The 14,583-nt window shown below is 69.4% G+C and carries 12 protein-coding genes; 6 read left to right on the top strand and 6 right to left on the bottom strand.

Annotated elements, in window-relative coordinates; translation table 11 throughout:
* Nucleotides 1–36 precede the first annotated feature (36 nt).
* Together G6N25_RS09130 and oxc are read right to left on the bottom strand one after the other, a co-directional pair.
* The gene (locus tag G6N25_RS09130; protein WP_083072947.1) at nt 37–792 is read right to left on the bottom strand and encodes a L,D-transpeptidase; all 756 of its coding nucleotides are present in this window, start codon (nt 790–792) and stop codon (nt 37–39) included.
* A gap of 115 nt (nt 793–907) precedes the next feature.
* Nucleotides 908–2,626, bottom strand: a complete 1,719-nt coding sequence (gene oxc, locus G6N25_RS09125) for an oxalyl-CoA decarboxylase (protein WP_083072946.1) — start codon at nt 2,624–2,626, stop codon at nt 908–910.
* Nucleotides 2,627–2,793: 167 nt separating this feature from the next.
* Here oxc and G6N25_RS09120 point away from each other — a divergent pair, with 167 nt between their 5' ends.
* Nucleotides 2,794–4,443, top strand: a complete 1,650-nt coding sequence (locus G6N25_RS09120) for a FadD7 family fatty acid--CoA ligase (RefSeq protein WP_083073091.1) — start codon at nt 2,794–2,796, stop codon at nt 4,441–4,443.
* On the opposite strand, the gene G6N25_RS09115 is transcribed toward G6N25_RS09120, so the two are convergent.
* The 3 genes from G6N25_RS09115 to G6N25_RS09105 form a co-directional block, all read right to left on the bottom strand.
* The gene (locus G6N25_RS09115) at nt 4,380–4,850 is read right to left on the bottom strand and encodes a DUF2231 domain-containing protein (protein ID WP_083072945.1); all 471 of its coding nucleotides are present in this window, start codon (nt 4,848–4,850) and stop codon (nt 4,380–4,382) included. The two genes, G6N25_RS09120 and G6N25_RS09115, sit on opposite strands and share 64 nt — an antisense overlap.
* A gap of 14 nt (nt 4,851–4,864) precedes the next feature.
* Complete coding sequence (locus G6N25_RS09110; RefSeq protein WP_083072944.1) at nt 4,865–7,021, bottom strand: elongation factor G-like protein EF-G2; 2,157 nt, start codon at nt 7,019–7,021, stop codon at nt 4,865–4,867.
* A gap of 173 nt (nt 7,022–7,194) precedes the next feature.
* On the bottom strand, nt 7,195–7,620 hold the full coding sequence (locus G6N25_RS09105; protein ID WP_083072943.1) for a TIGR03668 family PPOX class F420-dependent oxidoreductase: 426 nt from the start codon (nt 7,618–7,620) through the stop codon (nt 7,195–7,197).
* Between the two features lie 30 nt (nt 7,621–7,650).
* Between G6N25_RS09105 and G6N25_RS09100 the strand changes: the two genes are divergently transcribed.
* From G6N25_RS09100 to G6N25_RS09080, 5 genes are all read left to right on the top strand, one after another.
* On the top strand, nt 7,651–8,109 hold the full coding sequence (locus G6N25_RS09100) for a nuclear transport factor 2 family protein (RefSeq protein ID WP_083072942.1): 459 nt from the start codon (nt 7,651–7,653) through the stop codon (nt 8,107–8,109).
* A 148-nt stretch (nt 8,110–8,257) separates the two neighbouring features.
* Entirely contained in the window at nt 8,258–9,337 is a 1,080-nt protein-coding gene (locus G6N25_RS09095; protein WP_083072941.1) for a S1C family serine protease, read from the top strand.
* Between the two features lie 119 nt (nt 9,338–9,456).
* Complete coding sequence (treS, locus tag G6N25_RS09090) at nt 9,457–11,229, top strand: maltose alpha-D-glucosyltransferase (protein ID WP_083072940.1); 1,773 nt, start codon at nt 9,457–9,459, stop codon at nt 11,227–11,229.
* 40 nt (nt 11,230–11,269) lie between these two features.
* Nucleotides 11,270–12,622: a maltokinase N-terminal cap-like domain-containing protein gene (locus G6N25_RS09085; RefSeq protein ID WP_083072939.1), complete on the top strand. Its 1,353-nt coding sequence runs from the start codon at nt 11,270–11,272 to the stop codon at nt 12,620–12,622.
* 55 nt (nt 12,623–12,677) lie between these two features.
* Nucleotides 12,678–13,358 (top strand): YoaK family protein, encoded by a 681-nt coding sequence (locus G6N25_RS09080; RefSeq protein WP_083072938.1) that lies wholly within the window; start codon nt 12,678–12,680, stop codon nt 13,356–13,358.
* Between the two features lie 80 nt (nt 13,359–13,438).
* On the opposite strand, the gene ag85C is transcribed toward G6N25_RS09080, so the two are convergent.
* The gene (ag85C, locus tag G6N25_RS09075; RefSeq protein WP_083072937.1) at nt 13,439–14,440 is read right to left on the bottom strand and encodes a diacylglycerol acyltransferase/mycolyltransferase Ag85C; all 1,002 of its coding nucleotides are present in this window, start codon (nt 14,438–14,440) and stop codon (nt 13,439–13,441) included.
* Nucleotides 14,441–14,583: the final 143 nt, after the last annotated feature.

Here is a 14,583-nt window from a genome sequence, read left to right as displayed (position 1 = left end):
CGGGCCCGGCGCGGGAGGGCGGCGAATCACCGCCGGTCAGGCGACGACCTGGATGGGGTCGCCGACGTTCACCTGGTTGAAGTACCAGGCGGCGTTGTCGGGGCTCAGGTTGATGCATCCGTGGCTGACGTTGGCGTGGCCCTGCGAATCCACCGACCACGGGGCGGAGTGCACATAGACACCGCTCCACGTGACCCGGACCGCGTACTGAGCCGTGATCTTGTATCCCTCCGGTGAGCTCAGCGGGATACCGATGGTGCGCGAGTCCATCACCACGGTGCGGTCCTTTTCCAGGGCGGTGAAGTTGCCTATCGGCGTCGGGCGGGTGGGCTTGCCCATCGACGCCGGCATCGTGCGCAGCACCTCCCCATCCCGGCTCACGGTGAAGGTGTGCCCGGACAGGCTGGCAACGCCCACCACCTGATCGCCCGTGTCAAAACCCGTCGTCAGGGCCTGCACGCCCACCGAGACATGGGTGTGGGCGGGCCAGTAGCGGTCCGGCACCCACTGCACGACGTTGTTCTCGACCCACTCGAAATGTCCCGGCATGCCGCCCGGCGACGTGACGCGAATGGACCGCTCGACGGCGGCGCGATCAGTGACCGGCGCGGTGAACGTGACGACGACCGGGTGCGCCACGCCCACCACCGCTCCGTTAGCGGGCAAAACCGAGGCAACTCCGGGGACTGGCTCGGGCAGCGGGACGGCGGCCAGGCCGCGGGTGCCGCTACCCAACGCGCCCATGCCGGCGATCGCCATCGTAACGAATAGATAACGAACCGCTCGACGCATGGCGCTCACCCTTCGAGATGGTTCAACCAACACAACGGTATTCTACTGGCTGCCGACTGATTGCGGTCTTCAGCAAACAATGACAGCTTCGCTGCACGCCCCGATAACGATCCGATCAGCGGTTGGGTTCGATCTCGTCGCGGGCTGGTCTCCGTGCGACCGCGCTGGTCGGGTTGAGGCCCGCCAGATGTCCGCTTTCCACCCCGGCCGCCGGGTCGAGTTCGCAGTCGATGATCGACGGCCCGTCGGACGCGATGGCTTCGGCCAGGGCCGACCGCAGCCCGGACGGTGTGGTGACGTGATATCCCTTGCCGCCAAACGCCTGAGCGATGAGCTCGTGACGCGCCCGCGCGTTCAGCACGGTCGGCGCCGGATCCTTCCCGGTCGGCGCTTCGTCGCCGCGGTAGACGCCGCCGTTGTTGAGGATGACGACGGTCACCGGCAGACCGTAGCGGCAGATGGTCTCGATTTCCATGCCGCTGAAGCCGAATGCGCTGTCACCCTCGATCGCGACCACGGGATCGCCGGTCTCGACCGCGGCGGCGATCGCGTAGCCCATGCCGATGCCCATCACGCCCCAGGTGCCCGTGTCGAGCCGGTGCCGCGGCAACTCCATGCCGATGACGTTGCGGGCCAGGTCCAGCGCGTTGGCCCCCTCGTTGACCACATAGACCCCCGGGTTTTCCTGCAGCACAGCGCGAATGGCGCCGAGCGCGTTGTAAAACCGCATGGGCTGCGGATCTTCCGTCAGGCGCTGACGCATCGTGGCGTCGTTGCGGGCCCGGCGATCGGCCAGCTCGGCGGTCCATTCCACGGGCACGGCGATCGGATGCGCGGCCGCGGCGTCACACAGCGCGGACATCACCGAGCCGATGTCGCCGGCCAGCGGCGCCGCTATCGGACGGTTGCTGTCGAATTCCGACGCGGCGATGTCGACCTGCACGAACCTGGCCTCGGCGGACCACTGCGGCGATTCCCCATGGCCGAGCAGCCAATTCAGCCGTGCACCGATCAACAAGACCGCGTCGGCGCGCGCGATCGCCAGCGAACGTGCGGCCGCGGCCGACTGCGGGTGCGAGTCCGGCAGCAGCCCTTTGGCCATCGACATCGGCAGGAACGGAATCCCGCTGTCCTCCACGAACTTCCGGATCGCGCCGTCCGCCTGCGCGTAGGCGGCGCCCTTGCCGAGCACGATCAGCGGTCGCCGCGCCTGCCTGAGCACGTCCAGTGCGCGATCCACCGCCTCGGGCGCCGGCAGCTGCCGGGGAGCGGGGTCGACCACCCGCCAGATCGTGTCGGCGGCGGCCGAGGCCTCCAGGGCCTGGCCCAGGACGTCGCCGGGAATGTCGAGGTAAACACCGCCCGGCCGCCCGGAGATCGCGGTGCGGAGGGCGCGGGCCACGCCGCGCCCGACGTCCTCGACCCGGCCGATCCGATACGCCGCCTTCGCGAAAGGCTTTGCGGCGCTGAGCTGGTCGAGGTCCTGGTAGTCGCCCCTTTGCAGATCCACCATCGCCCGGTCGCTGGAACCCGAGATCTGGATCATCGGGAAACAGTTGGCGGTGGCGTTGGCCAGCGCCGGCAGGGCGTTGAGGAACCCGGGCCCCGACGTCGTCAGGCACACGCCGGGCCGCCGGGTGAGGAACCCCGCGGCGGCGGCCGCGTTGCCGGCCGAGGCCTCCTGCCGGAAACCGATGTAGCGGATGCCCGACGCCTGCGCGGTGCGGGCGAGGTCGGTGATCGGGATGCCGACGATCCCGTAAACGGTGTCGATGTCGTTGGCCTTGAGGGCATCCACGACGAGCTGGAAGCCGTCGGTCAGACGTGTGGTCATGGTGGCGACTCCTCGTGTCCGTGTGATCGGCCGGCCGATTCAACTACTGTGGTCTCGGTGTCAGCGGCTGTCCAAGACTATGCCGCCAGGCCGTGATCGACGCCGCCCATCGACCGCGGCACGATGCCGGCGGCGGCGTCTCGCGGTGCAGCGGAAGGAGCATGGCGATGGGGTCTGGGGTTACCGGCGACGGGGTCGCGGCGGGGCCGACGGGCGAAGGCCGAAGCCCGCGCATCGCCGATCTGATCGAGGACGCGGCACGCCGGCAGCCCGAGGCGCCGGCGCTCGTCGTCACCTCCGATCGCGTACCGGTCAGCTACCGCGACTTGGTCCGGCTGGTGGACGACCTCGCCGGGCAGCTGAGGCGGGGTGGCCTGCTGGCCGGTGACCGGGTCGCGTTGCGTGCCGCAAGCAACGCGGAATTCGTCGTCGCCTTGCTGGCGGCGTCGCGGGCGGGGCTGATCGTGGTCCCGTTGGACCCGGCGTTGCCCGTCGGCGAGCAACGCGCCCGAACCGAGGCGGCGGGCGCGCGGGTGGTGCTCGTCGACGGCGTCGGCCCCGAAGACACCGAGGCTCAACGGGAGTCGGGCCTGCGGTGGTGGCCGCTCGCCGTGACCGTCGGCCGCGACGGGCGCGCCCCGGCGGTCCACCTGGATGCCGGGTCGGGGCCCACGCAAGACGCATCGACGCCCGAGGGGCTGCGCGACGACGACGCCATGATCATGTTCACCGGCGGAACCACCGGCACGCCGAAGATGGTCCCGTGGACGCACGACAACATCGCCGGCTCGGTGCGCGCCATCGTCGCCGGGTACGGGCTCGGCCCGCGGGATGCGACGGTTGCGGTGATGCCGCTCTACCACGGTCACGGGCTGCTCGCCGCGTTGCTCGCGACCCTGGCGTCCGGGGGCGCGGTGCTGCTGCCGGCGCGCGGGCGGTTCTCGGCGCACACGTTCTGGGATGACATCGACGCCGTCGGGGCCACCTGGTACACCGCGGTCCCGACGATCCACCAGATCCTGTTGGAGCGCGCCAAGACCGAGCGGCCGGGCGACGGCCGAGCCGCGCTGCGCTTCATCCGAAGCTGCAGCGCGCCGCTCACCGCGGAAACGGCGCAGGCGCTGCACGAGACGTTCGCGGCGCCGGTGGTGTGCGCCTTCGGCATGACCGAGGCGACTCACCAGGTGGCCACGACGGGCGCCGACGCTACCCAAAACCCCGCTGCGACACCGGGTCTGGTGGGCCGGTCGACCGGACCGGAAATCCGGATCGTCGGGCCCGACGGCCGGCCCCTGCCCGCGGAAGCCGTCGGGGAGGTATGGCTACGCGGCCCCACCGTGGTGCGCGGCTACCTCGGCGCCGCCAACTTCACCGACGGCTGGCTGCACACCGGCGACCTGGGATCGCTGTCGACGGCCGGCGACCTGAGCATCCGCGGCCGGATCAAGGAACTCATCAACCGGGGCGGCGAAAAGATTTCGCCGGAGCACGTCGAGGGGGTGCTGGCCGGCCATCCCAACGTTCTGGAGGTCGCCGTGTTCGGCGTGCCGGACCCGATGTACGGGGAGACCGTGGCCGCGGTGATCGTGCCCCGGGAATCCCCCGCGCCGACCGCGGCCGAGCTTGCGGCGTTCTGCCGCGGGCGGCTGGCGCCCTTCGAGGTGCCCGCCGCCTTCCGGGAGGCCGGCGCGCTGCCGCACACCGCGAAGGGGTCGCTGGACCGCCGCGCCGTGGCCGACCGGTTCGGCGGCGCTCACTGGGCGGACGACGTCACGCTTCCCCATGCGGCCCGGGCGCCCGAATCGCCGATGCGGTAGGTCTGCACCAGGGTGCCCACCGCGGCGGCGATCACCAGCACCCCGACCAACGAGTGAAGGGAGAACTTGACCGCGTGCCCGCGCGCCTGGCGAATGTGGACCGCGGTCAGCAGCGACACGGCGGCCAGCAGCGCCGCCACCAGGTAGATGAGGGTCTCGCCGAGCTGCGCGTGCGCCGCCAGGGCGGGCGACGCACCGACGCGGGCCGCCAGCCACCCACCCGAGCTGGTGGTCAACGGCGTCAACGCGACCGTGCCCACGGCCAGCAGGAAAACCAGCCAGATCAGCCGTCGTCGCGCCCCGGGCCACAGCGCGCAAAGGATCGCCAGGACCGCCGTCAGCGGCGCGAGGACCACGACGAAATGGTTGAGCAGGATGTGCGCCGGAAGTCCGTCGAATGTCGACATGCGTCAACCGGCCGTCACGCGGTCGTTTTGACCCGCGTGGCCGCCGACTCCGGCATGGGCTCGTAGCGGGCGAACGAGCGGGTGAACGACGCGGCCCCGTGCGAGAGCGAACGCAGGTCGATCGCGTAGCGCGTCAGCTCGACCTGAGGCACCTCGGCCCTGACCACCGTGCGTTCGTGGCCGGCGGTCTCGGTCCCGAGCACCCGGCCGCGGCGCCCCGACAGGTCGCCCATCACCGCGCCGACGAAATCGTCGGGCACCAGCACCGAGATCTCGTCGATCGGCTCGAGCAGTGTCACCCTCGTCGCCGCGGCGGCCTCCCGCAACGCCAGCGCGCCCGCCGCCTGGAACGCGAAGTCGGACGAATCCACGCTGTGGGCCTTGCCGTCGAGCAGCGTGACCCGGATGTCGACGACCGGGTAGCCGGCGTGCACGCCCCTTTCCATCTGCGCGCGCACCCCCTTCTCCACGCTCGGGATGAATTGGCGCGGCACCGCCCCGCCGACGACCTTGTCGACGAACTCGAATCCGGAGCCCTCCGGCAGCGGCTCCACCTCGATGTCGCACACCCCGTACTGGCCGTGCCCGCCGGACTGCTTGATGTGGCGGCCGTGGCCTTTCGCCTTGCCGCCGAACGTTTCTCGCAGGGGGACGCGGAGATCCACCGTGTCCACCGTGACGCCGTACCGGTTGGCCAGCCCGTCGAGGACGACGCCGGCGTGCGCCTCGCCCATGCACCACAGCACGATCTGGTGCGTTTCCTGGTTCTGCTCGATCCGCAGGGTCGGGTCCTCGGCGGCCAACCGCCCGAGCCCGACCGAAAGCTTGTCCTCGTCGGTCTTGGCGTGCGCCTGGATGGCGACCGGCAGCAGGGGCTCGGGCATCGTCCACGGCCGCAGCACCAGCGGCTCGGACTTGTCCGAGAGCGTGTCCCCGGTTTCGGCCCGGCTCAGCTTGCCGATCGCGCAGATGTCGCCCGCCACCACCGACGCCGCGGGGCGCTGCTGCTTGCCCAGCGGAAAGGACAGGACCCCGATGCGTTCGTCCTCGTCGTGGTCGGGGTGCGAATTCCCGTTCCCTTGAGCCCCTTCGCCGCCGCCGAAGAACGACGCAAAATGGCCCGACACGTGAACCGTCGCGTCGGGCCTGATGGTCCCGGAGAACACCCGGACCAGGCTGACCCTGCCGACGTAGGGGTCCGACGTCGTCTTCACCACCTCCGCGAGCAACGGCGCGTCGGCGTCACAGGCCAGCGTCGCGTGCGTGGCACCGTTCGGCGTGAACACCTCCGGCAGCGCGTGTTCCGTGGGCGACGGGAACCCCCGGGTGGCGACCTCCAGCAATTCCAGCGTGCCGACGCCGGTGCCGCTGCACACCGGGATGACCGGGAAAAAGGACGCCCGGGCGACGGCCCGCTCGAGGTCCTCGATGAGCGCCGACTCGTCGATCGACTCACCGCCGAGATAACGGTCCATCAGGGACTCGTCCTCGGATTCCTCGATGATTCCCTCGATCAGGGTGCCGCGCGCCTCCTCGATGCGGTCGGCGTCCGACGGGTCCGGCTCGTGGCTGGTCCGCTTGCCGTCGGTGTACTGGTAGCGCGTCTGCGACAGCAAGCCGATCAGCCCGTCACCGGTCGGCAGGTACAGCGGCAGGACCTTGTCGCCGAACGCGTTTTGCGCGGCCGCCAGCGCCTCCTGATAGTTCGCCCGGGCGTGGTCGAGCTTGGTGATCACCACGGCGCGGGGCATGCCGACCTGGCTGCATTCCTGCCAGAGCGACTTGGTCGGCTCGTCGACGCCCTCGTTCGCCGCGATCACGAACAGCGCGCAGTCGGCGGCCCGCAACCCGGCCCGCAACTCGCCGACGAAGTCGGCGTACCCGGGCGTGTCGACCAGGTTGATCTTGACGCCGCCGTGGGACAGGGAGGCCACGGCGACACCCACGGACCGCTGCTGGCGGATCTCGGCATCGTCGTAGTCGCAGACCGTGCTGCCGTCGGTGACCGAGCCCGGCCTGGACAGCACCCCGGCGGCGACCAGCAGGGCCTCGACCAGGGTGGTCTTGCCGCCCCCCGAGGGCCCGACCAGGACCACGTTGCGGACGTCGCCCGGGCCGTTCGCGGTGGGGGCGGCCGCCGCGCCCTGGGAAGCGTTCGCCTTGTCCGCCATGACTTTCCTCCAGTTCCGCGGGTCGCTCACGCGCACCCGCCGACGCGGGCGTGGCCCGATGTGTGCCAGACCACAGGACCCTGTAAGCAACTTTTCCCCCAACCGCCGCCCAACACAAGGCCACCGGCCGGCCACGATCGGGGTTGGCCCGTCCCGGCCGGGCCCGTCGTGTCTCAGGCGTGCCAGCCGGACCAGCGGCGCACCGCGACCGCGATGACCGGCCCGTTCAACGGAACGTCTTGGTACTGAGGGTATTTGGCGCGCAGCAACCGGTAACCGGTGTCCATCGCCGCGCCGCCGGAATGGATCGCGGCGACGCCGTCGGCCCGGACCCACCACAGCTGCGCCCAATCGTCGGCATAGTGGTCGACCAGCAGGCTGACCCGCGGGTTGCTCTCGATGTTGGCGAGCCGGCGCAGCCGCCGCGTCGTCTTCCGTTTCGCGTCGACCGCCGTGTACACGACGTCGTTGTCGCCGCGCGGGTCGCCGTCGACCGCGAACACCACGGGCACCAGGTGCGGCATGCCGTCGGGCGTGATCGTGGCCAGCCGGGCGATCGGGGACCGCGTGAACCAGGCCTTGGGGTCGATTTCGCCCACCCGGTCAGCTTAGGGCCGTAGGTTAACCGCATGCTGGCGGAGACGCAGATCACCAACCTCCTGTATCGCTACGCCGAATGCATCGACGCCGGCGATTTGGCGGCGGCGGCCGCGCTGTTCGGGCACGCCCGCGTCCGGATCGGCGGCCCGGACGCCGAACCCGACACGATCGGCGCGGACCGGCTGCTGGCCATCTGGAAGTCGCTGATCATGCTCCATCCGGACGGGACGCCGAGAACCAAGCACGTGACCACGAACCCGATCGTCGAGATCGACGAGGACGCCGGCACCGCGAGTTGCCGCAGCTACTACACGGTGCTGCAGCAGACCGACGGGTTCCCGCTGCAGACCATTGTCACCGGCCGCTACCACGACCGGTTCGAACGCGTCGACGGGCGGTGGCGGTTCAGCTACCGGGACCTCACGCTCATCGACATGGTCGGGGACGTCAGCCACCACCTGGCCTATCCCATCCCCGGACGGGCGTGAGCAAGGACCCGCAGGACAGACGGCCAATGAGGCCCTGACCGCTGTCGCGCATAGCTATCTGCATTACGGTTATACGGACTAGATCATGCCGCCCAGACGCGGACGCTGGGCCAATTCCGGTTCTTATTGCGACGCAGGAGGTGACGGGATGAGCAAAGGGCACCACCGCTCGCTCTGGTGGTCATGGTTAGCCAGCGTGCTGGCTGTGGTCGGATTGGGCCTGGGCCCGGGCGCGCTGCCGGCATCCGCCACCACTCCTGGGCCATCCGCCCCGCCGCTCGACCGGCTCGGCGACCCGCCCCTGGCGCCGCTCGACCCCTCGGGGATCGTCGGCAGGGTCGGCCCCCAGGTGGTCGACATCAGCACCAAGTTCGGCTACAACAACGCGGTCGGGGCGGGAACCGGCATCATCATCGACCCGGGCGGCGTCGTGCTGACCAACAACCACGTGATCTCGGGTGCCACCGACATCAACGCGTTCGCGGTCGGCAACGGCCAGACGTATGCCGTTGACGTGATCGGCTACGACCGAACCGCCGACGTCGCGGTCCTGCAGCTGCGTGGCGGGGGCGGCCTGCCCGCCGCCAACATCGGGGGCGGGGTCTCGATCGGTGAGCCCGTCGTCGCGCTGGGCAACGCCGGCGGCCAGGGTGGAACGCCGAGCGCGGTGGCCGGCAAGGTCGTCGCCCTCAACCAGACCGTGTCGGCGACCGACACCCTGACGGGCGCGGACGAGACGCTGGGCGGGTTGATCCAGGCGGACGCCGCGATCAGGCCCGGCGACTCGGGCGGCCCCATGGTCAACAACGCCGGCCAGGTGATCGGCATGAACACCGCCGCCACCGACAGCTACAAGATGTCCGGCGGGCAGGGCTTCGCCATTCCGATCGGCACGGCGATGGGGGTCGCCGGACAGATCCGGGCCGGCGCCGGGTCGAACACGGTGCACATCGGCCCGACGGCCTTCCTTGGCCTGGGCGTCGCGGACAACGGCGGCAACGGCGCCCGGGTCGAACGCGTGGTCGGCAGCGGCCCCGCCGCGGCGACCGGGATTTCCGCCGGCGACGTCATCATCGGGGTCGACAACGTCCCGGTCAATGGGGCCACGTCGATGACCGATGTGCTCGTCCCGCATCATCCCGGGGACACCGTTGTCCTGCACTGGCGCACCAGGGGCGAAGGCGATCGCAGCGCGCCCGTGACGTTGGCGGACGGGCCTCCGGCCTGACGTCCGCCGGACCATGCCCGGTTCCGTCCGATTCGGTTGCGGCCCAGCGTGGTTCGCGGTGTGCCGGCGGGCCTGATTCCGCGCGTCCCGCCTCGGGTACCCGTGGCATCGTGGAATTGATGAACGACGCACGAGACGCCGTCGAGCACGATCCCGCGGAGGGCAGCCACGTCGAGGGCGGCGTCGTCGAGCATCCGGACGCCGAGGATTTCGAGAACGCCGCCGCCCTGCCCGCCGACCCCACGTGGTTCAAACACGCGGTTTTCTACGAGGTGTTGGTCCGGGCATTCCATGACGCCAACGCCGACGGGCAGGGCGACCTGCGTGGGCTCATGGAACGCCTGGACTACCTGCAGTGGCTGGGGATCGACTGCATCTGGCTGCCGCCGTTCTACGATTCACCGCTGCGCGACGGCGGCTACGACATCCGGGACTTCTACAAGGTGCTGCCCGAGTTCGGGACGGTCGAGGACTTCGTCGCCCTGCTCGACGCGGCGCACGAGCGGGGGATCCGGGTGATCACCGACCTGGTGATGAACCACACGTCCGAGTCGCACCCGTGGTTTCAGGAGTCGCGGCGCGACCCCGACGGGCCGTACGGCGACTACTACGTGTGGAGCGACACCAGCGAGCGCTACACCGACGCGCGGATCATCTTCGTCGACACCGAGGAGTCGAACTGGACCTTCGATCCGGTCCGCCGCCAGTTCTACTGGCACCGGTTTTTTTCCCACCAACCGGACCTGAACTACGACAACCCGGGCGTGCAGGAGGCGATGATCGACGTCCTTCGGTTCTGGCTCGGCCTCGGCATCGACGGCTTCCGGCTGGACGCCGTGCCCTACCTCTTCGAGCGGGAGGGCACGAACTGCGAGAACCTGCCCGAGACGCACGCGTTCCTCAAGCGGGTGCGCAAGGTGGTCGACGACGAGTTCCCGGGCCGGGTGCTGCTGGCCGAGGCCAACCAGTGGCCGGCCGACGTCGTCGAGTACTTCGGCGACGCCAGCACGGGCGGCGACGAGTGCCACATGGCGTTCCATTTCCCGTTGATGCCGCGCATCTTCATGGCGGTTCGCCGGGAGTCGCGGTTTCCGATCTCGGAGATCCTGGCGCAGACGCCCGAGATCCCGGAGCTGGCGCAGTGGGGGATCTTCCTGCGCAACCACGACGAGTTGACGCTGGAAATGGTCACCGACGAGGAACGCGACTACATGTACTCCGAGTACGCCAAGGATCCGCGGATGAAGGCGAACGTCGGGATCCGGCGCCGCCTGGCGCCGCTGCTGGACAACGACCGCAACCAGATCGAGTTGTTCACCGCGCTGCTGCTGTCGCTGCCCGGCTCGCCGGTCCTGTACTACGGCGACGAGATCGGCATGGGCGACGTGATCTGGCTGGGGGACCGCGACGGGGTGCGCACCCCGATGCAGTGGACGCCGGACCGCAACGCCGGCTTCTCCAAGGCCAACCCGGGGCGGCTGTACCTGCCGCCCAGCCAGGATCCGGTCTACGGCTACCAGGCGGTCAACGTGGAGGCGCAACGGGACACCTCGACGTCGCTGCTCAACTTCACCCGCATGATGCTGGCGGTGCGGGGCCGGCATGAGGCCTTCGCCGTCGGGAACTTCGAGGAATTGGGCGGGTCCAACCCGTCGGTGCTGGCGTTCGTGCGCCAAGCGGGAGCCGACGGCGACACGGTGCTCTGCGTCAACAACCTGTCGCGGTTCCCCCAGCCGATCGAACTGAACCTGCAACATTGGAGCGGCCGCACGCCCGTCGAGCTCACCGGGCATGTGGAGTTTCCCCGCGTCGGTCACCTGCCCTACCTGCTGACCCTGCCGGGACACGGGTTCTACTGGTTCCAGTTGACCCCGGGTGAGGAGGATGCATGACCCGCGCCGCAACGATGCAGTGGGGAAAGGAGCGGCGGAAATGACTCAGCCGGCCAAGCTGCCGTGGTCCGAGTGGCTTCCCCAACAACGGTGGTACGCCGGGCGCAACCGAGAGCTGTCCGCCGCCGAGGCGGGCATGGTCGTCCCGCTGCGGGACGATCTCGACCTGGTCCTGGTCGACGTCGACTACACCGACGGGTCGTCGGAGCGCTACCAGGTGATCGTCGGGTGGGATTCCGCGCCGGTCTCGGAGTACAGCGCGGTCGCCACGATCGGAGCAGCCGACGACCGCACCGGATTCGACGCGCTCTACGACTCGGACGCACCCCGGTTTCTGCTGTCGCTCGTCGACTCGGCGGCGGTCCGCGGCTCGTCCGGCGGCGAAGTGGCGTTTACCAAGGAGCCGGACGTCGAGCTGCCGCTCGACGCGCTGCCGCACGTCTCCGACGCGGAGCAGAGCAACACCAGCGTGATCTTCGATCGGCGCGCCATCTTCAAGGTGTTCCGCCGGGTCAGCAGCGGCGTCAATCCCGACATCGAACTGAACAGGGTGCTGGCCCGGGCCGGCAACCCGCATGTGGCACGGTTGCTCGGCACTTACCAGATGGCCGCGCCGGACCCCCGTTCGCCGGACGAGGCGTGGCCCCTGGGCATGGTGACCGAATTCGCGTCCAACGCCGCCGAAGGTTGGGCCATGGCCACCGCGAGCGTTCGTGACCTGTTCGCCGAGGGCGACCTGTATGCCCACGAGGTCGGCGGAGACTTCGCCGCCGAAGCGAACCGGCTCGGCGAAGCGGTGGCGTCCGTGCACGCCACCCTGGCCGAGCGCCTCGGGACGGCGCAGGCGCCGTTCCCGGTGGACACCGTGCTGGCGCGGCTGTCGTCGACCGTGGCAAAGGTTCCCGAATTGCGGGAGTACGCGGCAACGATCGAGGAGCGATTCGGCAAGCTCGCCGGCGAGACGATCACGGTGCAGCGCGTGCACGGCGATCTGCACCTGGGACAGGTGCTGCGTACCCCCGAGAGCTGGCTGCTGATCGACTTCGAGGGGGAGCCCGGCCAGCCGCTCGACGAGCGGCGGGCACCGGATTCACCGTTGCGCGACGTGGCCGGTGTCTTGCGCTCCTTCGAGTACGCCGCCTACGGGCCGCTGATCGACCAGGGCGCCGACAAGCAACTGGCCGCGCGCGCCCGGGAATGGGTCGAGCGCAATTGCGCCGCGTTCTGCGACGGCTACACGGCCGTGTCCGGGATCGACCCGCGGGATTCGGCGCAGCTGCTGGCCGCCTACGAACTCGACAAGGCGGTGTACGAGGCCGGCTACGAGGCCCGGCACCGGCCGGGGTGGCTGCCGATCCCGCTGCGTTCCATCGCCCGGCTGACCGCCGCTTAGCTCTCGTTTAGATCGCCGCGCTGCGCGAACTGACCGGTTCTGAAAGCATGTTCGCGTGACGAGCGAGATTTTCGATAGCGAGGCGAGGTTGTCGTGGGTGCTGGCGGTGCTGGCCGGCGTGCTCGGCGCGACCGCGTTCACCCACTCCGCCGGATACTTCGTGACGTTCATGACCGGCAACGCTCAACGCGCCGTGTTGGGCTACTTCCGGCGGGACGTGACGCTGTCGATCACGGCGGGGTTGCTGCTGCTGTGCTTCGTCGCCGGCGTGGTGGTCGCGTCGATGTGCAGGCGGCGTTTCTGGACGGCGCATCCCCACGGCCCCACGATGCTGACCACCTTCAGCCTGGTGGCCGCCACCGTGGTGGACCTCATCGACGAGGGGTGGGAGGAAAGCCTTCTCGATTTCCCGCCAGTCATGCTGGTGGTCTTCGGCATTGGCGCGTTGAACACCTCGTTCGTCAAGGATGGCGAGGTGTCGGTGCCGCTGAGCTACGTGACCGGCACGCTGGTCAAGATGGGCCAGGGCATCGAACGCCATATCGCCGGTGGAAAGGCGTCGGACTGGCTCGGCTACTTCCTGCTGTTCGCCAGCTTCACCCTGGGCGCCACGGTGGGCGGCTGCATCAGCCTGGTCGTCAACGGCACCGCGATGCTGGTGGTCGCCTCGGCCACATGCGCGCTGACAACCGGATACACGTATTACCACCAGGACCGCCGCGCCACCGTCGGTTAACAGGTCGACCAATGCAGCATCGGCGGCAGCGCTGACCGGTGCGCCGCCGCCGATGCTGGATCGTCGGTGTTCTCAGCCTCCTAGGCGGAGTTGTTGACGCCGTTGAGCACCTGGATGATGTCGGGCTTCATGGCGACCAGCTGCTGGTTCCAGTAGGGCCACGAGTGTGTCCCGTTGGCCGGGAAGTTGAACACCCCATTACGCCCGCCCGCGGCCACGTAGTTGTTCTGGAAGGTTTGGTTGGTGCGCAGCGTGAGGCCTTCCAGGAACTTCGCCGGCATGTTGTCGCCGCCGAGGTCGCTGGGGGTGCCGTTACCGCAGTAGACCCAGACCCGGGTGTTGTTGGCAACCAGCCGCGGAATCTGGACCATCGGGTCGTTGCGCTTCCAGGCCGGGTCGGTGGACGGGCCCCACATGCTGTTGGCGTTGTAACCGCCCGAGTCGTTCATCGCCAGGCCGATCAGCGTCGGCCACCAGCCCTCGGACGGGTTGAGGAAGGCGGAGAGCGCAGCGGCGTAAGGGAATTGCTGCGGGTAGTACGCCGCCAGGATCAGCGCGGAGCCGCCCGACATCGACAGCCCCACCGCCGCGTTTCCGGTCGGTGAAACCTGCTTGTTGGCCTGCAACCACGCGGGCATCTCCTGGGTCAGGAACGTCTCCCACTTGTAGGTGTAGTTCTGCCCGTTGCCCTGCGACGGCTGGTACCAGTTGGTGTAGAAGCTGGACTGTCCGCCCACCGGCATGATCACCGACAGCCCCGACTGGTAGTACTCCTCGAAGGCCGGGGTGTTGATGTCCCAACCGTTGTAGTCGTCCTGGGCGCGGAGACCGTCGAGCAGATAGACCGCGTGCGATCCGCCCCCCTGGAACTGGACTTTGATGTCGCGGCCCATCGACGGCGACGGCACCTGCAGGTATTCCACCGGAAGACCCGGCTTGGAGAACGCCCCCGCGGTAGCCGAACCGCCGACGGCACCGACCAGGCCGGACAAGAGCGCGGCCCCCACCGCCGCGATGGCCAGCCGGCGCGGCACGCTTGCCGCCGCGCCACGCAACTTTTGCACCTCTTCGAAGAACGACATAGCCCTCTACCCATCCCCACTTTCATCTGCCGCTTGACGCGGTCGAATCCGTTAGGAGGCAGTGAAACACAGGGGAAGGGCGCAATTCGCCTGTCGCGGCCGGAGCCCGAAGTCGCGGTTGGCTAACGATTGAGTGTCGGCCC

Source organism: Mycobacterium heidelbergense, from assembly GCF_010730745.1.
Lineage (GTDB): Bacteria > Actinomycetota > Actinomycetes > Mycobacteriales > Mycobacteriaceae > Mycobacterium > Mycobacterium heidelbergense.
Note: the sequence above shows the minus strand (reverse complement) of the source record. Positions and strands in the feature narration are given on the sequence as shown.

What these genes read in the sequence shown, in the direction of transcription:
- G6N25_RS09130 (WP_083072947.1), bottom strand. Translation starts at nt 792, where the DNA reads ATGCGTCGAGCGGTTCGTTATCTATTCGTTACGATGGCGATCGCCGGC.
- G6N25_RS09100 (WP_083072942.1), top strand. Translation starts at nt 7,651, where the DNA reads ATGCTGGCGGAGACGCAGATCACCAACCTCCTGTATCGCTACGCCGAA.
- G6N25_RS09095 (WP_083072941.1), top strand. Translation starts at nt 8,258, where the DNA reads ATGAGCAAAGGGCACCACCGCTCGCTCTGGTGGTCATGGTTAGCCAGC.
- G6N25_RS09115 (WP_083072945.1), bottom strand. Translation starts at nt 4,850, where the DNA reads ATGTCGACATTCGACGGACTTCCGGCGCACATCCTGCTCAACCATTTC.
- ag85C (WP_083072937.1), bottom strand. Translation starts at nt 14,440, where the DNA reads ATGTCGTTCTTCGAAGAGGTGCAAAAGTTGCGTGGCGCGGCGGCAAGC.
- G6N25_RS09110 (WP_083072944.1), bottom strand. Translation starts at nt 7,021, where the DNA reads ATGGCGGACAAGGCGAACGCTTCCCAGGGCGCGGCGGCCGCCCCCACC.
- treS (WP_083072940.1), top strand. Translation starts at nt 9,457, where the DNA reads ATGAACGACGCACGAGACGCCGTCGAGCACGATCCCGCGGAGGGCAGC.
- G6N25_RS09120 (WP_083073091.1), top strand. Translation starts at nt 2,794, where the DNA reads ATGGGGTCTGGGGTTACCGGCGACGGGGTCGCGGCGGGGCCGACGGGC.
- G6N25_RS09085 (WP_083072939.1), top strand. Translation starts at nt 11,270, where the DNA reads ATGACTCAGCCGGCCAAGCTGCCGTGGTCCGAGTGGCTTCCCCAACAA.
- oxc (WP_083072946.1), bottom strand. Translation starts at nt 2,626, where the DNA reads ATGACCACACGTCTGACCGACGGCTTCCAGCTCGTCGTGGATGCCCTC.